Below are 21,058 nucleotides of genomic sequence, written 5' to 3'. Positions count from 1 at the left end.
CTCTGTGGCCAAGGCTGACATATTCACGTGCGCACCACTGACCGGGAGTGCACGCACGAAGTGCCACAGCATAAGACTCGGCGCTGCGTGTAAACCCGGTGGCCGCGCCAGCGCCGCGATTGCGGAATCCGTAAGCACTACAGCGCGTGACTTTGAATTACTAACTACAGGCATATTTTTAACTGTACTTAATAAATCGGTTGTCTGCAACTCTGGCAGAACGATTTTTCGATCACGCCAAATCTCACTAGAAATGCAGATATTCCGACTGAGGTTTCATCCTCCAGTCCGGTGCATCGTGAAAATCCTTCTCCATGTGGTTGCACCGAAGTGCCCCTCGCTCGCCATGCCAACTCCAACCTGGCAACCAAATCCACCATCAGCCAAGCCACTAGCTGAACCAGTTGATGCCGCTCTGCCAATGGCAGCGTCTCAATAGACGTCCGTCCGATTATCTCAACCAGATCATCCACACTCAACTCCTTGCACACGTGCTGACGAAGGACTACAGTTTTGTGGCGAGACATCATCAGTCTGTCACCGATTTGACCCAGACTATCGGTTCGGACACCAGCTCGGAGCAATAGTTCCGGCCTCTTTGCCCTGGGGCAGTCAAAGTCGGCAGCCTGGATCAAAAGGTCGTCGACCACAAAACTATATTTTTAGGATATCTCTAACGCGTAAGTCAAGGGTTTTAGTTTCATCAACACCATGGTTCCCTCTATTTGCAGTTATCGTGCGCGCGATCGCTGAAATCTCAATCATGCGGTCATCAGACGCGTCGAAGACTGGAATTTTGAGGTACTCGGCAATGCTGACACCCAGGCTCAGCTGCGCCGCATAAGCAGACACAGCCTTTGTGATAACGGGCGCATTGAGAAAACCTGTCAGGTAGGCCGCTTCGGGTTCTGAGTCAACGGGAATAAAGTAAAGTTTGTGGTCAGGTATGACGACTTTTTCCCCCGCAAAGTCGATAGTCGTACTGCCGATATATGCAGCCGCAAATACACTTCCGATTTCTCGCCACAACACTTTGAAGGGAGAAAATGTGTACGGTCCTGTGCTCCACAAAGAGTAAAACGCCTGCCCCTTTTGGAAGCGTTTCAGGCTGGAACGCTGCTCTAAATGAGATTTAAACCGGCTAAGAAACTTGTAGGTCAGAGGATATGAAGCCGGAAGATCCGGGTCTCCGTGCATCTCCCGCTGGGGCATAACGATACGTAACTGATCTTCCGGAACAGCGTGAAAGGGGGCAACACCACGTCCTCGCAAGAGTGGAAACAGATGCTCGGCTTCAATTGCAGCTGTAATTTCCGGAATGCCTTTCGTCTTTCCAATACCAGCAACATTGCGCACGGTCACACTACCAGACGCAGCTTGACCCAAGGCATGCACCCAGTAAATTCCATTTCGGTCTGTAGTAACCCCTTTACGAGCTTTGTATTGCGGCTGTGCCCCGTCAGCAAAAACCTTGGCAAAGACAGCCTGATCTAGGGATGAGCCTACGAGCCATGGTCGGCTTCCATCCCCACCCGGAACTGGCAACGCTTGGCCCTCAACTCGTGTCGCCCGCCGACGAAAATCTTCAGCAGACGCGAACGTTCTTAGTTTTGATGTGGCACCGCCTCCGGTCTGCCATGTGATGTGTGAGATTGGAAAACTTGTAGGCAAGTCTCTTTGTAGCATTAGAAAAGTCGCGTGGTTGCTAACGCCGTCGAACGGTCGTATGTCCTTGTAATCCTCAACCAAGAGTACCTTGCAAACTAATCGACCGGCATCGATAGAAAACTTACGAAAGCCAGCGCTTGATTCAGTTGTAAACACTGAGCCTGGTAGGAAAAATCCAATACGCCCCTTGCGTGCAAGATAGTGCTTAACGGCCTGATATGTGATGACGGTGGAGATGTCCGACTCAATGCCTCCAACCCATTTATCTGTGCTAAATACTCCCAGATCACGACAATGCTGTTGTATCGATAATGCATATTCCTTCGGTAGATTGCTCCACTTAACCCATGGCGGATTTCCGCAAACATGGGAGGACGGCGGTATGGCACCCGCAGCGAAACGGTCAGCCAAGATTGAGCACCAGATGCCGTTCCAACCTTGATTGTGAAGATCAACCAGGTTAACAACTGTCGCAGCAACAATGGCTATGTCCGAAACATCTAGTCCCATTGCCTCAAGAGTTTCTTGAATAGAACTAGATATTTTGGTCGCTGAGTAATCTGCATCGATCAAGGTGCGGATTTTGGCGAACACCTTAAAGAAATCTGGGTGATTGATCATCCGCTTAGGAGCTGAAAACTCTTTGGGACCAACCTCAGTTTGAAGGATATGACTGTAGTTGGAAAAGAGGTCTTCGGTTGCCGGATTAATAGCATCTGCCAAGTAGACCGGTAGCCTAATCGGATCGGCTGGATCAAGATGCGGAGAGAGAAAAACTGCCAACGAACCTTTCGCAGCAAGCACAGCGAGAGGGTTTAAGTCAATGCCGTGCAATCCGTTCAGGAGGGTCCGCGCCGTCGCACCGCTGTCAACCTTGCGGCGACGTCGAATTGCTTCGAGAAGAAAAGTCCCTGACCCGCATGTTGGATCCGTCAAGTCACAGTCAGTTTCCCATTGCAACAGATCCATTCCATGTTCAGCAAGCCAATCCGGTGTATAGAACTCACCGAGTGCATGCCGAACTTCTCGTGGGATGAAGCGCTCGTAGATTCCCTTAAACAGATCCCGAGTCGTGTCTGCATGCTTCTTTGTGACTTCGTAATCAACGCCTGAGAGTCTTGCCAGCAACGTCTCCAGATGAGGCTTGAACTTATCCCAGTGACAGTCATCCAGATACCACGAGAAAAAATCACCACTTAGCATGTTCAATATGCCAGCGTTTTCGAATAGCTCACCAGACTCGATGGCCCGTAGCCGCTCAGCAACCGGGACTCCCGCCTCCAAAATGTCTTGACTCGCACGGGGTAAAGCGCATGCAGCCACGACCTTTGCAATGATCGCGATATAGGTGTTCAGCGCAAAAAGGTATGCCGCTGGATTTTCCTGATACGGCTGATTATGAGAAAGCTCTTGTCGCGAGAGCAATGTCTTCATCTGTGCGGGCTGGAATCCGACAACTTGGCTAAATAGCCTCCGCCACTCCGAAAACAGCATCTTCGTCTTCGATGTATTGGCTGATGCCATTGCTTCGCAAACGCTGGCGAAAAGCTCAGGGATCAGCGAAATTCCGTACTTAGAGTCCGGGCCAACCAGTGCTTGCAAAAGCTGAGGATGCACAAGTGGCATGCCATCCTGCTTAAGAACTGTGAGTAGTCTGTAAGCACAATTTGCATCAAAAAGTACAACGTCCTCCCACACAGGGCCCGTTTCCCCGAAACGCCCATAACAAATGTGGGAACCGTCCCAAGCAACCAGCACGTACTTGCTTAAGTGACGGCCTTCTTCCGCCGAAATCAGCACAGCGTACTCTTCGGCTTGCTTGCGCGCATGTACAGCCTTGCTCCCAGCTCGACCTGAAAATGACTTTGGTGGCTCGTACTCGATAATGACCGCGCCATGCGCAACGTCAGCAAATTTGGTTGGCTTTCCTGCTTCTTTTAGTGCTCGTTCGAGTTGGAATGGCGTCCAAGGTATGGATTCCGCCATGCACGCAGCCTCCAAAGCGTTTTCAAGTTCATGTCTGAGTTGAGCCTCGTTTTTTGATGCTTCTGTGGCAGAAAGCACCACACTGACAAGCGCCGTAGAACTATTGATCACAAGCCTTGACCCTGAGTTTGAGAAATTTTGCACATCAGTGGTGGCTACTTGGTTTTTGGCAGATATGTGTCCGCAGCTATCAGGCCTGCACCAGTAAATAGGTGTGTGAATATCGCCTCAGCAAGTTTTGGCGGAACTGCGTTTCCAATTTGAGTGAATTTTGATGCAGTGTCACCCACAGGTTCGAAATCGTTGGAAAAGGTCTGAATGCGGGCGCATTCGCGCCAAGATAACCGACGTGCCTTTTCGAGTTTTGGCCGCCTAGGGTCGGCTTCGAGATGCTCGTATTGGTCAGAAAAGTCCCATCTCTGTTTCCAGCCATTGGCTAAATCCGACCACGTCAACGTCATCACAGGACTTGCAGGATGCAATGTGATGTGACGAAAGTTCGCCACCACCGTGTAAGCAGGCTCCGCCCATTTCGCCTTACGGTTGCGAGACATGTAATACCAGGAGAAATGTCCTTCAGGATCATGGAGGCGCTCGTAGAACTCCCCCTCTGGCCATAGGGGCAGATCTTTTATGGCTTCTCCATGTGATGCGTAGGGCTGAAGCTGGCCCGATGATTTGGTTGTCTTTCCATGCGTAGGTGCAGGAAAATTGAAGACTTGATTCAGGTCTTTTCGCACACCAACAATCAAAAGTCGCTTCCTAGATTGAGGCACGCCGTAGTCTTTGGCATTCAGGACTTGATAGTTGACAACGTAGCCTGCCTGCCCATAAGCATCAATTTGTTCTTTTAGAAAAGTCCCGCTGCTCAGTTGCTTCAGTCCTGACACATTTTCAGCAACAAAATACTTTGGGCGAACGATGGTGATAGCGCGCAAAAATTGCTTGTAGAGGTTTGTGCGCTCATCTTTTTCAGGATCCCTGTTACCGGCCATAGAAAAGGACTGGCATGGGTAGCCACCAACAACGATGTCTGCCTCCGGAAATGTCAAGATATTGGAAACATCTTCAGTTCTTATATCTGCGCCTGGAAAATAGTTCTCAAGTGTCTTACACGCATCAACAAGAATGTCATTGGAGAATATGACATGCCCACCTGCTGCTTCAACTCCAAAATCCATCCCTCCACACCCCGAAAACAGGGACAGAACGCGGGGTTTGCTTCCATTTTTTTCAAAATTCTTACTCACGTTATCTTGTCACTCTATTTGTCATCTTTGGTGTGGGTATCAGGTGCAAGAAGTGGCCACTTGGATTTCAAGTAGCCATCTATCGCATCCCGAACAACCCAAGCGAGGGACACCTTGTTTTCGGCCGCTATCTTTTCCAATACCTGGTACTGATCTTCAGGGAAGCTGATCGACGCGCGAACTGAACGCTCATGCGCTGCACCGTCATTACGTTTGGAAAGAGCGTGCATAGGTTTTTTGCCAGTGTAAGATGATGTGCACCATCTTACACCAATGTGGTGAATTGATTTTGGAGCTTCATTCAATGGCCGAAAGCCGAAACTCGTGTTGCTGATCTGGCCGCCTGATAGGGCCCTTAAGAGACATGGGTCGCCGCAGTTGCTGACCGGATCACGCCAAATTTCTCTGTGAAATCGCCGTCCACCAAAAGGCCGTTTAGTTGACACGGAAACTGAGGGTTGCTCCACTCCTGCCATTCAAAGAGGTTGGGAAACGTCAGACTACTACATATCCGAAGCCGACAGCCAAATGTCCAGACTCCAGACAACGATTATCCAAATCATTGGAACTGCTAGAAGTTGGTCATCCTGCTACCGGAAACCAGTGGGCCAAGCAGGCCAAACGCATGTAGCATGTCACTTCAGCAGAGAGCAATAAGAAAACCGTCACGATTGTTAAGGAGCGAGCGCCTGATGAAGCTGCTAGTGCTGTCCGACTTGCATTTGGGCTTCAAGCCCATGGCGCTGGAACATGAGGGCCAGCACATCGGTTCCGACGCTGACCTGGTTATCTTGGCAGGCGACATCGCTGAAGGCCACAAAGGACTGCGCTGGGCCCGGGAGTCCTTTCGAGACAAGCCGATCCTCTATGTTGCTGGCAACCATGAGTACTATGGCCGCCACTGGAGTGGCCATCTTCGCGAGATGCGCGAGAAAGCTGCAGCACTGAACATTGCCTTTCTGGAAGACGGCATCTTCGAATTCGGCGGTATGCGTTTTCTGGGCTGCAGCCTTTGGACAGACTTCGAACTGCATGGGTCTGAATCCAAGCGTCAAGCCATGCGTGCAGCCCAAGAGCATTTGAACGACTATGCACGCATCAAGATATCCAGACCCAAATGGCTTGGCCCTGATATCGATGGCAGTCACCCCAGCCTGTTGTCGCCTGAGTTCACCGTGCGACGGTTTCAGCAAAGTGTGACATGGTTGGAGCGAGAACTGAACAATGGTGATCCTGAGAACACTGTGGTGGTGACGCACCACGCACCTCACCCGAATTCGGTCCCCGCCCAGTACGTGGGTGACGTGTTGACGCCAGCATTTGTTTCCGACTTGGAACGGCTGATGGGTAAAGCCTGCCTATGGGTACATGGCCATGTCCATGACAACTTTGACTACCAGGTCAAGGGCACGCGGGTGATTTGTAATCCAAGGGGGTATGCACGCCGGGATGGGGGAATGGAGAACGAGAAGTTCAATCCAGCACTGACTATTGAGATAGACCGTCGGCGTGGCCTACCGATGCTCAAAGAGCGTCAGCGCAAAGATGCCGAAGAGGTGGCCGCAGGTAAACGATCTCCCAGCAGTCTCCTGGCGGTAGGCAAAGGGGATCTGGATGGCGCCACCTTCACGTTCAACCCAGAATCTGAGTTTGCAGGGCCAGGCTGGACTGAAAGGACCGTTAGACCACAGCGGACGGGTGAAGATCGATGATCATCTTGCATAGCTCCTCCGTCTGCCGTGGCGAGGGTGTCCCGGCTTTTGTGTAAACGGACAATTCAACGCAGGTACGAGCCTGCCAGTCCGTAAGTACCATGAACATCAAGAAACACGAGGTACCCGAAGAACTACTGGCCAGCCTGCTGGCAGATTACAAGCAGCCGGAAGACAACAACTTTTTGTCTTGTACCGCAAGCAGCTGTGGTGCCTGCTGTGGGCCAGTTGTGGTAGTTGACCAAGGTTAGCTTTAGAGTCTAGTCTCTCGGATTCCTGTTTCTAGAAAATATTCACTTCAGTGAGTTCACCCGGTATTGGTGCGAGGAGTCAATGACTCGCCAGTTTTGACCGAAAGTAACCGGCCTAAGATTGACTATAGTTTTGCAGCGAGAACGGTAATCCGCCAGGGTTTGGGAGCACCTGCCTTGTGCCAGCACCTGACATCTAAAATTGTCTGGATGAGCAAACACCACGCTGGAACCAGCAAGTTCTTGAGTTTCGTCCTACGCCACCAGCCAGACGCAATAGGCATCACGCTTGACGTTGAAGGGTGGGCTAGTATCCCGGAACTAATCGCCGCCGCCGCAAACAACGGCAAACTGCTTGACCGTGATTTGATTCAGGCCGTGGTGACAATAAGCGACAAGAAACGGTTTGCAATCTCAGAGGACGGGCTGCGTATTCGAGCAGTGCAGGGCCACTCCATAGAGACCGTAGATATCAGTTACGCCGAGAAGGTGCCGCCAGAATTTCTGTACCATGGCACTGCTACACGCTTTATGCAGTCGATCAGGAACGGCGGACTGCTACCAGGATCGCGCCAATATGTTCATCTATCGCATGACGAACAGACAGCGCTTACCGTTGGACAGCGACATGGCAAGCCAATCGTCTTAAAAATCAAGGCCCGGCACATGTATGAACAGGGCTTTAAGTTTTTCCAAGCGGAGAACGGGGTTTGGTTGGTGGAACTTGTCCCCGCCGCCTTCATGATTGAGTAGCAAGCTCTAGTTGGGTTTTGGCGTGAAAACTGCCACCGATTAGCAACCTAATTCCACCAGACATTCCTGCTCCCGTATATAAGCTTGCGATAGCACCTGGTCCCACATGTTGGGAGTGACTCCGACCACACGTGGTCGGATATCCGGAGCGAATGACACGCGCAGTTCATCCAGCGAGTGTGTTTCACGCCAGCCTCTGCTCACCACAATGTCAATGCTGGCCATTCCGCACACAACGGACTCAATCAAAGGCAGTTGATTGAATGCCGATTCCTGGGCATAGGGCTCAGGGTGAGTGACACCATCAAAGTCCAGAAAGAGGATCATGTTTGAATCCTCTTGATCGGCTCCATGAAGGCCTTCCAGGCGTGGTACCCACTCATCAACGCCCTGGCGTCGGCCAGGGCGTGGTGAGGTGGCCACTGCGGGGTATAGGTGACATTCTTGGCCTGGTCAAACACAGGATGCGCGATGGTGCGCCTGTCCAGATGAAGTTTGTCCCCCACATTTGGCGGCAGCTTTTTGTGGACTGCATCCAGCAAAGCCGACACCAAAAGCAACCAGTCCCCTTCAAAGTCAAAGATGAGCGTGGCAGGTTCCGGCAATTCTCCAAACCACTCGTGCAGCCGCCTGGTGAGTTGTCGTCGGTCACAGGGCGCACCTGAGACACGGTGCAGCACTGGCAAAACTTCTTTGCGCACAAAGTCGCTGCACTCGTCCTGTTTGAAGTCCGTTCGCTCGGCGTAAAACTCCCTCCCGTCTTCGGCCACCAGCGCGATGCTAATCAGATCGTGTTTAATAAAATCGGTGAACTCCGTATCCAGAAAAACCAGCATGGCACCCGCAGTCTCAAATCATGGTCATCACCGACCGTTGCGGTCAACTGTCTCAACGTTAACCGGGCCCAACTTTCGCAGCAAATGCAACCCTGTTGCGTCCAGGCGGTAGATGTACGTAGTCGAAGTCCAAGGGTTGAACAGCACCAATTCGCGCACGCGGCGTTCCATCGGTTTAATGTCGGGTTTGTTCATTTCTGTTACCAGGTAAAGGCCGCTTGGTGTCTGCGCAAGGTGGTTTCGATGACCATCTGTTCTTCCGTGCGTGATCCTTGATAGGTCACAAACAGTGGCAGCGGCCAGATCGCATTGTCATCAAGGAACGTGACGTTGCTTTGTTTTGTTAGCTGCCAGATCGGTGGCTCTTGTGTGAGGGACTGGAGATCCACAGCACCGGCACGCGCCTCTAATTCCCGTTCGATCTGGGCATCCAAGTTGACCAGGTAGATACGGGCCTCAATCAGGGACTTGACACGCTCTGGCCAGCCTTGTTGCCAGCGGTTGGCAATTGACACAGCAAGGGCCCCCATTGCCTCGATTTGCTGAGCGCCTTGTGAGCCATAGATCTCACGATTCAGAAGTTCTTCCATCTGGATTCCTTGGGATTGGATGCAACTTTATCGCATCCCCCTTTGGTTGACAGACGAAGGCGAATCGTCTAGTTAAATGCGACCCTCTATCTATTGATCTGCCTATGGGTAGGGTTGCATCCTAAGTCAACTCGCAGACCGGTACAACACGAAACGCAGCGATGCCTCGGCAGTACGACACGTAGGGTTAGGGGGCATTGCCAGCCACTTCAGCGCCTATCTGCCTAAGTGCCAGTGTAAGCAAGTCATGAATTGATCCTGGGTTTGGTTTTTTGGGGATCAAAAAATCCATAGCTGCACGACGCAAGACCGAGGCCACCTCTTCGTGCATAGTTCCAATAGCCGGGTGGCATGTGAAGTACGTGGGTGTTGATTCGATGGCTACTAAACATGTTTTCTCTTCGTAGTGTCGAAGCAAGAATGCGCTGGTGCGCCGAAGCCGGGCGCCTTCGCTGCCGGCCTGGACAAACTGCTTGGAGTGAATCTCCCCGTCCTCATTGGCGATGATGGACATTGGCACAGTCCACCCATCTTCATTGCTTTCTGTTAATAGCTCGACAGTGACGTCTTGAAGCGCGCATAGTTCTTGCACGATCGGGCGCAAAAAAGCTGGGGCAATTTCAAAATAGGATGGGTTGATTTTGCTCAATAGAGCAAAATCAACTGAGCGGATTCGCCGTTCCGATCCAGGATCACCCACGGCGCCATTTGACACTGATGAGTTGTTTCGCCGTCGATCTAGCTTCTCCCGCCATTCGGTATGCGATAGCGTGCGACATCTCCAAATGGGTTTGGGAACGAGATCTGGAAATCTTGGCTCAATTCGGTAGTTTCGTGTTCTTGGAGCAAGATTATTGGATGCATCGCTCTCAATCAATGGTTGGTTTTGCGCGTCTCGAGCGGTGGCCCTCATTGGCTGTGTACGCAATTGATCCAAGTTTCCATCTGACTGCTGAGACTTAATGAGGCTAGCTGTGATCTTGTAGCTGAGAGACCTGAATGGAAATGGATGGTTGCAAGAGCGAAGGTTGTAGGCCAGAAACGTAGAACGAGGTTGTCCAGCGAAGGACAACCATTTGCCAGCGGCTACCAATGTTGTCTCGCCCTCGAACGGGAAAAGGGCTTGCGGGTAAATCGGTTGTTGGGCCACCGACGCCTTGAGGATTGAGGTGCCTACCAGTGCCGCAGCGCGCCAAGCAAGTGGACTGAGATGCAGGCGGCCAATGTCGGCGGCTGATGCGCCAGATATTTTCTCGGAGAGTTGAAGAAATAGGTACTTCGAACGTGCATCAAATGAAGCGTGGCTGTACAGGGTCGCCCGTTTCAGGGGTGGAAGAAATAGCTTGGAGAGAAGGTTGCTGGAAGAGCCAAAGTAGAAACGGATCAACTCCATGCAAGGGATGATCAATCGCTTTCCATCGGGCAGATTCACCATGATGCAGTAGGACTGCGTGCATTGCATATGCCAAGGGTGCTCAGCCAAGGGAAGCAAGAATCCCGCATCGTCGATATTCAGCCCCGCTTTGATCAGCGTGGTGGTTTTTGCGTCGATCTGGATGTTCTTGAACTCTTCCATCTCGTAGTCTGGTCGAGCATCAAGCTGGCCATCACGCCAGATGTCGCCTACCCGCAGCAGTGGCAAGGTTCCGATGGAAATCCAGGCGCGTTTCTGGAATTGGGCGTGGGTGGTGCTTTCTGGCGAAAGTAGAACGGATGGATCGCTTCGGAAACGCTCGTCTGCGACTTTGGATAGATGGACAAAAACAGAAGGCTGTTTTCGGCGGTCAAATCGGTTTGGATATGCGATGTCACCGAGCCAATCAATTCGCCAGGAATCTGGCCCTTTTGGTAAGGCCAAAATTCGTGGCTCTTCATTGGGAAATTCCGAAAATTTAGGATTATTTTCGGAACCCATTTCGCCAAAATGTCGCGTTAACTTCTGATATTTGTCGCAACAACTTCTGGATTGTCGCAATAACTTCTAATCATTCACAATTGGTGACGCCTCAGAGGCTGGCCATAGCGTGCCCGGCCTGCTGGTCGGCATGGTAGCTGGAACGCACCATGGCGCCCACCGCCGCGTGGCTGAAGCCCATCTCGTACGCTTTGGTTTCGAACATCTTGAACACGTCCGGGTGCACATAACGTTTGACCGTCAGGTGGCTGGTACTGGGCGCCAGGTACTGGCCGATGGTCAGCATGTTGATGCCGTGGTCACGCATGTCCTGCATGGTCTGCAGGATTTCTTCGTCGGTTTCGCCCAGGCCGACCATGATGCCGCTCTTGGTGGGCACGTCGGGGAACAGCGCCTTGAACTTCTTGAGCAGATTCAGGCTGAACTGGTAGTCCGAGCCGGGGCGGGCCTCGCGGTACAGGCGCGGGATGGTTTCCAGGTTGTGGTTCATCACATCGGGCGGCGCGGCCTTCAAAATCTCCAGTGCGCGGTCGTCGCGACCCCGGAAGTCGGGCACCAGCACCTCGATCTGGGTATGTGGTGATTTGGCGCGAATCTGCTCGATACAGGCCACAAAGTGCCCGGCGCCACCGTCGCGCAAGTCGTCGCGGTCCACGCTGGTGATCACCACGTACTTGAGCTTGAGCTGGGCAATGGTGTTGGCCAGGTTGACCGGTTCGTTCACATCCAGCGGGTCGGGGCGGCCATGGCCCACGTCACAAAACGGGCAACGCCGGGTGCATTTGTCACCCATGATCATGAAGGTGGCAGTGCCTTTGCCAAAACACTCACCGATGTTGGGGCAACTGGCTTCTTCACACACGGTGACGAGTTTGTTGCTGCGCAAGACGTCCTTGATTTCGTAGAAACGGGTGCTGGGGCTGCCAGCCTTGACGCGAATCCACTCGGGTTTGCGCAAGATTTCGCCTTGCACCACCTTGACCGGGATGCGCGACAGCTTGGCTGCGGCCTTCTGTTTGGCGGTGGGGTCGTAGTTCTCGGCGGATTGGGCCACGCGCACGGTGGTGTCGTCAGTGGAGGTGCTCATGGTGTTTATTGGGTGTGTGGTGGCAGGGCGTCGGGTGGTCTGGCCGTTTGCGAGAGCTCAGGGGGCCAGGTAGCGGGCCAGCTGCTGTGCCAGCACGTCTGCCGCCTCTTGCCAGGGGACAAAAACGTCAATTGTAGAAAGGTCAACGGTTTGCAGTGCCTGGTAGCCGCAGGGGTTGATACGCAAGTAGGGTTCGAGGTCCATCGCCACATTGAGTGCCACGCCGTGGTAGGTGCAGTTGTGGCTGACCTTGATGCCCAGGGCGCCGATCTTGCCCAGGCCGGTGAAATCTGGTGTGTGGCTGGCGCCTTTTTGGGGCCGCTGGGGCAGCAGCGCGTGGGAGCGCGGGTCGTCCAGGCGCACATAAATCCCCGGCGCGCCCGCCACCCGGTGCCCGGTCACACCAAAGTGCATCAGTGTGCGGATCACAGCCTCTTCGATGCGGTAGACATACTCCTTGACGAAGTAGCCCGCACGTTTGAGGTCCAGCAAGGGGTAGGCCACCACCTGCCCCGGGCCGTGGTAGGTCACCTGTCCGCCCCGGTTGGTCTGGATGACGGGAATGTCGCCCGGGTTAAAGATATGCTCTTTTTTGCCAGCCAGCCCTTGTGTATAAACGGGAGGGTGCTCACAAATCCATAACTCATCCGGGGTGGTCGCCGTGCGGGTTGCAGTGAAGGCCTGCATCGCTTCATAGGTGGGCAGGTAGTCCACACGCCCGAGAAACTGTGCGCTGGGAGCCACGGTCAAAGCACCACCTTGACCATGGGGTGGGTAGAGAGTGTGCGGTACAACTCGTCGAGCTGCTCACGGCTGGTGGCGGTGATGGTGATGGTCACGCCCAGGTACTTGCCACCCTTGCTGGGGCGCAGCTCGATGGTGCTGGCATCGAAGGCAGGGTCAAAGGAATGGGCGATGTGGGTGATGGCGGCCACCAGGCCGTCGGTCTTGACACCCATCACCTTGATCGGGAACTGGCTGGGGTAGGTGATCAGTGAGGTTTGTTGTGCGTCGGGAGGGGTTGGTTCTGCGGCTTGGGTCATGGGTGTTTGGCGGTTCTGGCTTTTTGGGCTGAGTAGGTTTCTACCTATAATCAAAGGCTTGTCTGACAAAAGTCAAAAGTCAAGCTTGTAAACTAACCGTAATGTAAATGGCGACAATAGCACCTTCGGGAGCACAGGGCTCTGAGTTCGATGATGGGCCCGAAGTTTTTGTTCCATTAACGCCTGAACAGGCGGCGGTTATCCGGGCTGCCAATCCCTCGACCTCACCCTGGTGGGTGGTGGTGGGCCAAATTGTGCTGGGTCTGTTGGCAGTTGGTTTGTCTTTGCTTTGGTTTGATGAAAGAGTTGCCAAATCACTTGCATGTGGTGTGTTGGCGGTGGTGGTTCCTGCGGCCTTGTTTGCGCGTGGGGTGACCAGCCGCTTTGCCAGAGCCAATGTGGGTGCGGCGGTGGTCAGCTTCTTTTTGTGGGAGCTGGTCAAGATAGTTGTGACGCTGGGCATTCTTTTTGCTGCCCATCGTCTGGTGGCAGATTTGAGCTGGCCAGCCATGTTGGTTGGTCTGGTGGTTGCCATCAAGGTGTATTGGCTGGCTTTGGCGTTCAGGCGTCCAGGCAAGCCGGTGCAAGTTTTAACGCCTCATGGCAAAAGTAACTGAGTGAAGAGTGACTGATGGCTATTGAAGAACACGCTGCGCAAGGCCCGACGGCTGGTGAGTACATCGGCCACCATTTGACCCACCTGCAGTCCGCCAAACAATCGGGCGTGATTGACATGACTGTGTTCAATCTGGACTCCATTTTTTGGGCGGTCCTGCTGGGTTGTCTGGGTTTGTTTGTGATGTGGCGGGTGGCCAAGTCGGTGACGGCTGGTGTGCCTGGTCGCATGCAGGCGGCTGTTGAGATTCTGTTGGAAATGGTCGATACCCAGGCCAAAGGCATCATCCACAACGCCGAGTCGCGCAAGTTTGTGGGCCCGTTGGCACTCACGGTGTTCATGTGGGTGTTCCTGATGAATTCCATGGACTTTTTGCCAGTGGATCTGATTCCCCTGATCTGGGAAATGATTTACGGCGCAGCTGGCCATGATCCGCACCATGCCTACATGCGTGTGGTGCCTACTGCTGACTTGTCTACTACGCTGGCGATGTCTACCTCGGTGTTGCTGGTTTGTCTGTACTACAACATCAAGATCAAGGGTGCTGGTGGCTGGGCGCATGAGTTGGTGACAGCCCCGTTTGGCACCAGCAAAAATCCTCTGTATGCCATTCCGCTGGGTGTGTTGAATCTGGCGATGCAGCTGATCGAATTCACTGCCAAGACCGTGTCGCATGGCATGCGGTTGTTTGGCAATATGTATGCGGGCGAGCTGGTGTTCATGCTGATTGCGCTGATGGGTGCGGTTGGTTTTGGCTCGGCCACAGGTATTGTTCTCTGGTTCGGTCATGTGCTGGCAGGCACCGGTTGGGCAATATTCCACATTTTGATCGTGGCGCTGCAAGCGTTCATTTTCATGATGTTGACTTTGGTGTATGTGGGCCAAGCGCACGACCATCACTAAAAAAGTGTCAGTAGTTTTGTTACCTTTTTTCTTTTCAACTTGAATCCATAGGAGCTCTTAAATGGAAAACGTTCTCGGTTTTGTGGCACTGGCCGCTGGTTTGATCATTGGTCTGGGTGCTATCGGCGCTTGTATCGGTATTGGCATCATGGGTAGCAAATACCTTGAAGCCGCCGCACGCCAACCCGAGCTGATGAACGAACTGCAAACCAAAATGTTCCTGCTGGCTGGTTTGATCGACGCTGCGTTCCTGATTGGTGTGGGTATTGCCATGATGTTTGCCTTCGCCAACCCGTTTGTGCTGAAGTAATCCCTTTCGCCTTTCATTGATCTAGAGAGGTGTTGTTGTGAGTATTAACGCAACATTCTTCGCGCAGATGGTGGTGTTTTTCCTGTTGGTGATGTTCACGATGAAACTCGTGTGGCCACCGATAGCCAAGGCACTGGACGAACGCGCCCAGAAAATCGCAGAAGGCCTGGCTGCTGCCGACAAAGCCAAAGCCGAACTTTCATCTGCCAACCGGCGTGTGGAAGAAGAGTTGGTCAAGTCGCGCACCGAGACAGCGGGTCGCTTGGCGGATGCCGAACGCCGTGCTCTGAGCATCATCGAAGAAGCCAAGGCCAAAGCGGCAGAAGAAGGCAGCAAGATTGTTGCCGCTGCCAAAGCCGAGGCTGAGCAGCAGACGGTGAAGGCCCGCGAGGTGCTGCGTGAGCAGGTTGCGGCACTGGCTGTCAAAGGTGCAGAGCAGATCTTGCGCAAGGAAGTCAACGCTGGCGTCCATGCTGACTTGCTGAACCGTTTGAAGACCGAGCTTTAAGAGAACAACATGGCTGAACTTGCCACTATTGCACGTCCTTACGCTGAGGCTTTGTTCGCAGCCTGTGGTGCTGAAGCCGACACGGTACTGGGCTGGCTCGATGAGCTGGCCTGTGTTGCCGCTGAGCCGCAGTTGCTGCAGTTTGCAGACAGCCCGAAAGCGACCTCGGACCAGGTGTACGGCGTGATTTCTGGTGTCATGAAGACGGCTTTGGACGCGCATGCACAGAATTTCCTGCGTACGGTGATCGCAAATAACCGGCTGGCTTTTTTGCCTGAAATTGCATCGCAGTTTCGTGTGCTGGCCAATGCCAAAAGCGGGACCAGTGATGCTGTTGTTTACAGTGCTTTCCCGATCGATGGCGCCGCCCTGGCTGAGACAGCCAAGGTGCTTGAGCAGCGGTTTGGGCGCAAGCTCAATCTGACGGTTGAGTTGCAACCCGATCTGATTGGCGGCATCCGGGTGGTCTTAGGTGACGAAGTTCTTGACACATCGGTCAAGGCGCGTTTGGAACAAATGAAAGTGGCTTTAACGGCTTGAGGCTTTGCCGCAACCGCCAGCCCATTTAATGAAAGAAGGAAAGAGTCATGCAACTCAATCCCGCAGAAATTTCTGAACTGATCAAGAGCCGTATTGAAGGTCTGTCTGCCAGCGCAGACATTCTCAATCAAGGGACGGTGGTGTCCGTGACCGACGGTATCGTCCGTATTCACGGTCTCTCGGATGCCATGCAAGGCGAAATGCTGGAATTCCCGGCCGACGCTGATGGTCAGCCCAGTTATGGCCTGGCGCTGAATCTGGAGCGTGACTCGGTGGGTGCCGTGGTGTTGGGTGCTTACGAGCACATTTCCGAAGGCGACACCGTCAAGTGCACGGGCCGTATTCTGGAAGTGCCGGTGGGTCCCGAACTCAAAGGCCGTGTGGTGAATGCTCTGGGCCAGCCGATTGACGGCAAGGGTCCGATCAACGCCAAGATGACCGACGTGATTGAAAAAGTGGCTCCGGGTGTGATTGCCCGTGAATCCGTTAGCCAACCCATGCAGACCGGCCTGAAGTCGATTGACTCCATGGTCCCTGTGGGTCGTGGTCAGCGCGAGTTGATCATTGGTGACCGTCAGACCGGCAAAACCGCCGTGGCGATTGACGCGATCATCAACCAGAAGGGTCAGAACATGACCTGCGTTTATGTCGCGATTGGCCAAAAGGCCTCCAGCGTCAAGAACGTGGTGCGCTCGCTGGAACAAGCTGGCGCCATGGAGTACACCATTGTGGTGGCTGCGACCGCTTCCGAGTCTGCTGCCATGCAGTATGTGGCCGCTTACTCCGGTTGCACCATGGGTGAGTACTTCCGTGACCGTGGTGAAGATGCGCTGATCGTTTATGACGATCTGTCCAAACAAGCCGTGGCTTACCGTCAGGTGTCCTTGCTGTTGCGCCGCCCACCAGGCCGCGAAGCATACCCTGGCGACGTGTTTTACCTCCACAGCCGTCTGCTCGAGCGCGCTGCCCGTGTGAACGCCGACTATGTCGAAGCGTTCACCAAAGGTGCGGTCAAAGGCAAGACTGGTTCATTGACGGCTTTGCCGATCATTGAAACCCAGGCAGGTGACGTGTCAGCCTTTGTGCCTACCAACGTGATTTCCATCACGGACGGCCAGATCTTCCTGGAAACGTCTCTGTTCAACGCCGGTATCCGTCCTGCGATCAACGCCGGTATTTCGGTGTCCCGCGTGGGTGGTGCTGCACAAACCAAGCTGATCAAGAACCTGTCCGGTGGTATCCGTACCGACTTGGCCCAGTACCGCGAACTGGCTGCTTTTGCCCAGTTTGCCTCGGACCTGGACGAAGCCACCCGCAAGCAGCTGGACCGTGGTGCCCGCGTGACCGAGTTGCTCAAGCAGGCTCAGTACAGCCCGCAACCCATTTCCATCATGGGTGCCACTTTGTTTGCGGTCAACAAGGGTTTCCTGGATGACATCGCGGTGAACAAGGTGTTGGCGTTTGAACATGGCTTGCATGCTTATCTGAAAGACAAACATGCTGCACTGCTGGCCAAGCTGGAAGCAGACCGCGCCATGGACAAGGATGCTGAGGCTGAACTCAACGCTGCCGTTGCTGCTTTCAAGAAGTCGTTTGCCTGAAGTCCCCTCGCAACTAGACTAGGAGACTGATATGGCAACTGGCAAGGAAATACGCGGCAAGATCAAAAACTTCGAAAGCACGAAGAAGATCACCAAGGCCATGGAGATGATTTCCGTCTCCAAGATGCGTAAAGCGCAGGAACGCATGCGTGCTGCCCGCCCCTACACTGAAAAAGTCCGCAATATCGCTGCCCATCTGGGCAGTGCCAACCCGGAGTATGTCCACCCGTTCATGAAGTCCAACAATGCCAAGGCAGTTGGCATGATTGTGGTGACCACAGACAAGGGTTTGTGTGGCGGCCTCAACACCAACGTGTTGCGTGGTGTCACAAACAAGCTGCGCGATGTGCAGAACGCTGGCATGACAACCCAGGCTGTGGCTGTTGGCAACAAGGGGCTGGGTTTTCTCAACCGCATTGGTGCCAAAGTGGTGGCGCATGTCACCCAATTGGGTGACAGGCCGCATTTGGAGCGTTTGATCGGACCGGTCAAGGTGTTGCTGGATGCGTATGAGAGAGGCGAAGTCAGTGCGGTGTACCTGACCTACACCCGTTTCATCAACACGATGAAGCAGGAAGTGGTCATGGAGCAGCTGCTGCCTTTGTCGGCGGTGCAAATGAGTGAAGAGGCCCGCGTCAGCGAAGCCAAGTCGGGCACCAAGCATGGCTGGGACTACATCTATGAACCCGATGCGCAGACGGTCATTGATGAGTTGATCGTGCGTTACGTGGAAGCGCTGGTGTTCCAGGCGGTTGCCGAAAACATGGCGTCTGAGCACGCCGCCCGCATGGTCGCCATGAAGGCGGCTACCGATAACGCTGGCAATGTGATTGGTGAGTTGAAGCTGGTCTACAACAAGACCCGCCAGGCAGCCATCACCAAAGAGTTGTCAGAAATCGTCTCCGGCGCCGCCGCCATTGCTGCCTGATCAGGCAGTCAAGCAAGATTCAAATTTATTGGAGCAAAACCAAATGGCTCAAGAAACTACCAACACGAACGCAGCTGTGCAAGGCAAGATCGTTCAGTGCATCGGCGCCGTGGTCGACGTGGAATTTCCACGCGCTCACATGCCCAACATTTATGACGCGCTCAAGCTTGAAGGCTCCGCGCTGACACTAGAAGTGCAACAGCAACTCGGTGACGGCATCGTGCGGACCATCGCCTTGGGTTCCAGCGACGGTTTGCGCCGTGGTCTGATGGTGTCCAACACCGGCAAGTCGATTCAAGTGCCCGTGGGTACAGCGACGCTGGGCCGCATCATGGACGTGCTCGGCAACCCGATTGACGAACGCGGCCCGGTGAATGCTTCCCTGCACATGTCGATCCACCGCAAAGCGCCGGTCTACGACGAACTGAGCCCATCACAAGAACTGCTGGAAACCGGCATCAAGGTGATTGACCTGGTTTGCCCGTTCGCCAAGGGCGGCAAGGTCGGTTTGTTCGGTGGTGCCGGCGTGGGCAAGACCGTGAACATGATGGAACTCATCAACAACATCGCCAAGGCACACAGCGGTTTGTCGGTGTTTGCTGGTGTGGGTGAACGTACCCGTGAAGGTAATGACTTCTATCACGAAATGGCCGACTCCGGCGTGGTGAACCTCGAGAAGCTCGAGGACTCCAAAGTGTCCATGGTCTACGGTCAGATGAATGAGCCCCCGGGCAACCGTCTGCGCGTGGCCTTGACCGGTCTGACCATCGCCGAGTCCTTCCGTGACGAAGGCCGTGACGTGTTGTTCTTTGTGGACAACATCTACCGCTACACCCTGGCCGGTACCGAAGTGTCCGCGCTCTTGGGCCGTATGCCTTCCGCCGTGGGTTACCAGCCGACACTGGCTGAAGAAATGGGCCGCCTGCAAGAGCGGATCACCTCGACCAAGGTGGGTTCCATCACTTCCATTCAAGCCGTTTACGTGCCTGCGGATGACTTGACCGACCCGTCTCCTGCCACCACCTTTGCCCACTTGGATTCCACCGTGGTGCTGAGCCGTGACATCGCGTCGCTGGGTATTTACCCCGCTGTGGACCCGCTGGACTCCACCAGCCGTCAGCTCGACCCGAACGTGGTGGGCCTGGACCACTACGAAACCGCCCGTGCGGTGCAAGGGACGCTGCAGCGTTACAAAGAGTTGCGCGACATCATCGCCATCTTGGGCATGGACGAATTGGCACCCGAAGACAAGCTGACGGTGGCACGTGCTCGCAAGATCCAGCGTTTCCTGTCACAACCGTTCCATGTGGCTGAAGTGTTTACCGGTTCACCCGGCAAGTACGTCTCCTTGGCGGAAACCATCCGTGGCTTCAAGATGATTGTGGCTGGCGAGTGTGACCACCTGCCGGAACAGGCGTTCTACATGGTCGGTACCATCGACGAAGCGTTTGAAAAAGCCAAGAAGATCTAAGGCAGCTTCACCATGAACACCATCCACGTTGATGTGGTCAGTGCCGAAGAGTCCATCTTCTCGGGTGAAGCACGTTTTGTGGCTTTGCCCGGTGAAGCTGGTGAACTGGGCATTTATCCACGCCACACACCGCTGATCACCCGTGTCAAAGCGGGCTCGGTGCGTATCGAAATGGCTGACGGTTCCGAAGAGTTCGTCTTTGTGGCCGGTGGCATTCTGGAAGTCCAGCCTGACTGCGTGACCGTGCTGTCGGACACCGCCATCCGTGGCAAGGACTTGGACGACGAAAAAGCCAACGAAGCCAAACTGGCTGCAGAGGAAGCCGTCAAAAACGCCAGGACCGATCTGGATCTGGCCAAAGCCTCGTCCGAGCTGGCCGTCATGGCAGCCCAGATCAGCGCTCTGCGCAAGTACCGCAACAAGAAATAAGCGGTATCGCCCCCCGAAAAACCCCGCGAAGCGGGGTTTTTTTATGGCGGCGCGTGTCAGCGCAGCGTGGGCATGTCTGGCAACTCGTTCGGATTGTCAGCGTGGGCGGCGAGCGGGAAATGGGCCCGCAACAAGCCCGAGACCGCAGCCACAGTCTGCGTCAGTCCCGTTTCGAACTCACCCCGCTGGAAGTGAGCACGCATGCCGCTCAGCAGATGCTGCCAAGTGGCGGCAGACACTTCGTCATTGAGTCCTCGATCGGCAACGATCTCGATGGCGTGTTCAGCCAGAAGCAGATAGATCAGCACCCCGTTGTTGTGCTCGGTGTCCCAGACCCGCAGTTTGCCGAACTGGCTCAGCGCACGCTGACGGATGATGTGTGGCAAAGGCGCATCGCGCCAGAGGTAGCTGAGCGGCAAGCCTGCCTCGACAAAAATCCGGATTTCACCGCTGTGTTGTGTTTCGCTGCGACGAACCGCTTGTGCCAGCTGTTCCAGTGCGGCAGGTGGCAGTGCTCGCTTGGCGGCGCCATCAGCCAGCCAGCGGTGTTTGAAAAGTCGTTTGAGTTGAACCCACATCACCAGTCTCCTGAGGCGCCGCCGCCGCCAAAGCCCCCACCGCCACCCGAGCTGAAGCCACCGCCACCGCCGCTGCCAAAACC

At 54.3% G+C, this 21,058-nt stretch carries 23 protein-coding genes; 11 read left to right on the top strand and 12 right to left on the bottom strand.

The features are described from left to right. Positions 1-654: 654 nt before the first annotated feature. From KKO72_RS05585 to KKO72_RS05575, 3 genes are read right to left on the bottom strand one after another with little or no spacing between them, the layout of a single operon-like run. Positions 655-3,765: an N-6 DNA methylase gene (locus KKO72_RS05585; protein WP_214936293.1), complete on the bottom strand. Its 3,111-nt coding sequence runs from the start codon at positions 3,763-3,765 to the stop codon at positions 655-657. Between the two features lie 44 nt (positions 3,766-3,809). Next, positions 3,810-4,904 carry a DNA cytosine methyltransferase gene (locus tag KKO72_RS05580; RefSeq protein WP_214936291.1) on the bottom strand — a complete coding sequence of 365 codons (1,095 nt, stop codon included), beginning with the start codon at positions 4,902-4,904 and terminating at the stop codon, positions 3,810-3,812. Positions 4,905-4,918: 14 nt separating this feature from the next. Continuing rightward, a complete protein-coding gene (locus KKO72_RS05575) occupies positions 4,919-5,134 on the bottom strand; it encodes a ribbon-helix-helix protein, CopG family (RefSeq protein WP_214936289.1) in 216 nt (71 codons plus the stop codon). Between the two features lie 462 nt (positions 5,135-5,596). Here KKO72_RS05575 and KKO72_RS05570 point away from each other — a divergent pair, with 462 nt between their 5' ends. Beyond that, positions 5,597-6,616, top strand: coding sequence for a metallophosphoesterase (locus KKO72_RS05570; RefSeq protein ID WP_214936287.1), 1,020 nt, complete (start codon positions 5,597-5,599; stop codon positions 6,614-6,616). A gap of 461 nt (positions 6,617-7,077) precedes the next feature. Further along, on the top strand, positions 7,078-7,620 hold the full coding sequence (locus tag KKO72_RS05565; RefSeq protein ID WP_214936285.1) for an RNA 2'-phosphotransferase: 543 nt from the start codon (positions 7,078-7,080) through the stop codon (positions 7,618-7,620). 39 nt (positions 7,621-7,659) lie between these two features. On the opposite strand, the gene KKO72_RS05560 is transcribed toward KKO72_RS05565, so the two are convergent. From KKO72_RS05560 to KKO72_RS05525, 8 genes are all read right to left on the bottom strand, one after another. Continuing rightward, entirely contained in the window at positions 7,660-7,947 is a 288-nt protein-coding gene (locus KKO72_RS05560) for an HAD domain-containing protein (RefSeq protein WP_214936283.1), read from the bottom strand. Beyond that, entirely contained in the window at positions 7,944-8,456 is a 513-nt protein-coding gene (locus KKO72_RS05555) for a 3'-5' exoribonuclease (RefSeq protein ID WP_214936282.1), read from the bottom strand. The genes KKO72_RS05560 and KKO72_RS05555 overlap by 4 nt, the downstream gene beginning before the upstream one ends. A 27-nt stretch (positions 8,457-8,483) precedes the next feature. After that, positions 8,484-8,651 (bottom strand): hypothetical protein, encoded by a 168-nt coding sequence (locus tag KKO72_RS05550; RefSeq protein ID WP_214936280.1) that lies wholly within the window; start codon positions 8,649-8,651, stop codon positions 8,484-8,486. Positions 8,652-8,656: 5 nt separating this feature from the next. Further along, the gene (locus tag KKO72_RS05545; protein WP_214936278.1) at positions 8,657-9,046 is read right to left on the bottom strand and encodes a hypothetical protein; all 390 of its coding nucleotides are present in this window, start codon (positions 9,044-9,046) and stop codon (positions 8,657-8,659) included. A 187-nt stretch (positions 9,047-9,233) separates the two neighbouring features. Beyond that, positions 9,234-10,961, bottom strand: a complete 1,728-nt coding sequence (locus KKO72_RS05540; protein ID WP_214936276.1) for a hypothetical protein — start codon at positions 10,959-10,961, stop codon at positions 9,234-9,236. Positions 10,962-11,052: 91 nt separating this feature from the next. After that, the gene (lipA, locus tag KKO72_RS05535; protein ID WP_214936274.1) at positions 11,053-12,048 is read right to left on the bottom strand and encodes a lipoyl synthase; all 996 of its coding nucleotides are present in this window, start codon (positions 12,046-12,048) and stop codon (positions 11,053-11,055) included. A 57-nt stretch (positions 12,049-12,105) separates the two neighbouring features. Then, positions 12,106-12,792 (bottom strand): lipoyl(octanoyl) transferase LipB, encoded by a 687-nt coding sequence (gene lipB / locus KKO72_RS05530; RefSeq protein WP_371736830.1) that lies wholly within the window; start codon positions 12,790-12,792, stop codon positions 12,106-12,108. A gap of 2 nt (positions 12,793-12,794) precedes the next feature. Next, positions 12,795-13,091 carry a YbeD family protein gene (locus tag KKO72_RS05525; protein ID WP_214936273.1) on the bottom strand — a complete coding sequence of 99 codons (297 nt, stop codon included), beginning with the start codon at positions 13,089-13,091 and terminating at the stop codon, positions 12,795-12,797. 107 nt (positions 13,092-13,198) lie between these two features. Here KKO72_RS05525 and KKO72_RS05520 point away from each other — a divergent pair, with 107 nt between their 5' ends. The 9 genes from KKO72_RS05520 to KKO72_RS05480 all read left to right on the top strand — a co-directional run bounded on the left by KKO72_RS05520 (position 13,199) and on the right by KKO72_RS05480 (position 20,397). Next, positions 13,199-13,708 carry an ATP synthase subunit I gene (locus KKO72_RS05520; RefSeq protein ID WP_214936271.1) on the top strand — a complete coding sequence of 170 codons (510 nt, stop codon included), beginning with the start codon at positions 13,199-13,201 and terminating at the stop codon, positions 13,706-13,708. A 14-nt stretch (positions 13,709-13,722) separates the two neighbouring features. Next, complete coding sequence (atpB, locus tag KKO72_RS05515; protein ID WP_214936269.1) at positions 13,723-14,610, top strand: F0F1 ATP synthase subunit A; 888 nt, start codon at positions 13,723-13,725, stop codon at positions 14,608-14,610. Between the two features lie 61 nt (positions 14,611-14,671). Continuing rightward, positions 14,672-14,920: a F0F1 ATP synthase subunit C gene (gene atpE / locus KKO72_RS05510; protein WP_078365220.1), complete on the top strand. Its 249-nt coding sequence runs from the start codon at positions 14,672-14,674 to the stop codon at positions 14,918-14,920. A gap of 37 nt (positions 14,921-14,957) precedes the next feature. After that, entirely contained in the window at positions 14,958-15,428 is a 471-nt protein-coding gene (locus tag KKO72_RS05505; protein WP_078365221.1) for a F0F1 ATP synthase subunit B, read from the top strand. A 9-nt stretch (positions 15,429-15,437) separates the two neighbouring features. Next, on the top strand, positions 15,438-15,968 hold the full coding sequence (locus KKO72_RS05500; protein WP_214936267.1) for a F0F1 ATP synthase subunit delta: 531 nt from the start codon (positions 15,438-15,440) through the stop codon (positions 15,966-15,968). 47 nt (positions 15,969-16,015) lie between these two features. Further along, entirely contained in the window at positions 16,016-17,569 is a 1,554-nt protein-coding gene (gene atpA / locus KKO72_RS05495) for a F0F1 ATP synthase subunit alpha (RefSeq protein ID WP_078365223.1), read from the top strand. 31 nt (positions 17,570-17,600) lie between these two features. Beyond that, positions 17,601-18,497, top strand: coding sequence for a F0F1 ATP synthase subunit gamma (gene atpG / locus KKO72_RS05490; RefSeq protein ID WP_078365224.1), 897 nt, complete (start codon positions 17,601-17,603; stop codon positions 18,495-18,497). Positions 18,498-18,540: 43 nt separating this feature from the next. After that, a complete protein-coding gene (gene atpD / locus KKO72_RS05485; RefSeq protein WP_214936265.1) occupies positions 18,541-19,968 on the top strand; it encodes a F0F1 ATP synthase subunit beta in 1,428 nt (475 codons plus the stop codon). A 12-nt stretch (positions 19,969-19,980) separates the two neighbouring features. Next, complete coding sequence (locus tag KKO72_RS05480) at positions 19,981-20,397, top strand: F0F1 ATP synthase subunit epsilon (RefSeq protein WP_180128578.1); 417 nt, start codon at positions 19,981-19,983, stop codon at positions 20,395-20,397. A gap of 56 nt (positions 20,398-20,453) precedes the next feature. On the opposite strand, the gene KKO72_RS05475 is transcribed toward KKO72_RS05480, so the two are convergent. Further along, positions 20,454-20,975, bottom strand: a complete 522-nt coding sequence (locus KKO72_RS05475) for a TPM domain-containing protein (protein WP_214936262.1) — start codon at positions 20,973-20,975, stop codon at positions 20,454-20,456. Positions 20,976-21,058: the final 83 nt, after the last annotated feature.

This window comes from Rhodoferax sp. U11-2br (assembly GCF_018619435.1).
GTDB lineage: Bacteria > Pseudomonadota > Gammaproteobacteria > Burkholderiales > Burkholderiaceae_C > Rhodoferax.
This window is presented reverse-complemented; position numbering and strand designations above follow the sequence as displayed.

Bases quoted from the DNA above. Each gene is read 5' to 3' on its own strand.
- KKO72_RS05565 (WP_214936285.1), top strand. From the start codon at position 7,078: ATGAGCAAACACCACGCTGGAACCAGCAAGTTCTTGAGTTTCGTCCTA.
- KKO72_RS05555 (WP_214936282.1), bottom strand. From the start codon at position 8,456: ATGCTGGTTTTTCTGGATACGGAGTTCACCGATTTTATTAAACACGAT.
- KKO72_RS05520 (WP_214936271.1), top strand. From the start codon at position 13,199: ATGGCGACAATAGCACCTTCGGGAGCACAGGGCTCTGAGTTCGATGAT.
- atpE (WP_078365220.1), top strand. From the start codon at position 14,672: ATGGAAAACGTTCTCGGTTTTGTGGCACTGGCCGCTGGTTTGATCATT.
- KKO72_RS05560 (WP_214936283.1), bottom strand. From the start codon at position 7,947: ATGATCCTCTTTCTGGACTTTGATGGTGTCACTCACCCTGAGCCCTAT.
- KKO72_RS05475 (WP_214936262.1), bottom strand. From the start codon at position 20,975: ATGTGGGTTCAACTCAAACGACTTTTCAAACACCGCTGGCTGGCTGAT.
- KKO72_RS05500 (WP_214936267.1), top strand. From the start codon at position 15,438: ATGGCTGAACTTGCCACTATTGCACGTCCTTACGCTGAGGCTTTGTTC.
- atpB (WP_214936269.1), top strand. From the start codon at position 13,723: ATGGCTATTGAAGAACACGCTGCGCAAGGCCCGACGGCTGGTGAGTAC.
- KKO72_RS05575 (WP_214936289.1), bottom strand. From the start codon at position 5,134: ATGCACGCTCTTTCCAAACGTAATGACGGTGCAGCGCATGAGCGTTCA.
- KKO72_RS05540 (WP_214936276.1), bottom strand. From the start codon at position 10,961: ATGGGTTCCGAAAATAATCCTAAATTTTCGGAATTTCCCAATGAAGAG.
- KKO72_RS05570 (WP_214936287.1), top strand. From the start codon at position 5,597: ATGAAGCTGCTAGTGCTGTCCGACTTGCATTTGGGCTTCAAGCCCATG.
- KKO72_RS05480 (WP_180128578.1), top strand. From the start codon at position 19,981: ATGAACACCATCCACGTTGATGTGGTCAGTGCCGAAGAGTCCATCTTC.
- KKO72_RS05525 (WP_214936273.1), bottom strand. From the start codon at position 13,091: ATGACCCAAGCCGCAGAACCAACCCCTCCCGACGCACAACAAACCTCA.
- KKO72_RS05545 (WP_214936278.1), bottom strand. From the start codon at position 9,046: ATGGAAGAACTTCTGAATCGTGAGATCTATGGCTCACAAGGCGCTCAG.
- atpG (WP_078365224.1), top strand. From the start codon at position 17,601: ATGGCAACTGGCAAGGAAATACGCGGCAAGATCAAAAACTTCGAAAGC.
- lipA (WP_214936274.1), bottom strand. From the start codon at position 12,048: ATGAGCACCTCCACTGACGACACCACCGTGCGCGTGGCCCAATCCGCC.
- atpA (WP_078365223.1), top strand. From the start codon at position 16,016: ATGCAACTCAATCCCGCAGAAATTTCTGAACTGATCAAGAGCCGTATT.
- KKO72_RS05550 (WP_214936280.1), bottom strand. From the start codon at position 8,651: ATGAACAAACCCGACATTAAACCGATGGAACGCCGCGTGCGCGAATTG.
- atpD (WP_214936265.1), top strand. From the start codon at position 18,541: ATGGCTCAAGAAACTACCAACACGAACGCAGCTGTGCAAGGCAAGATC.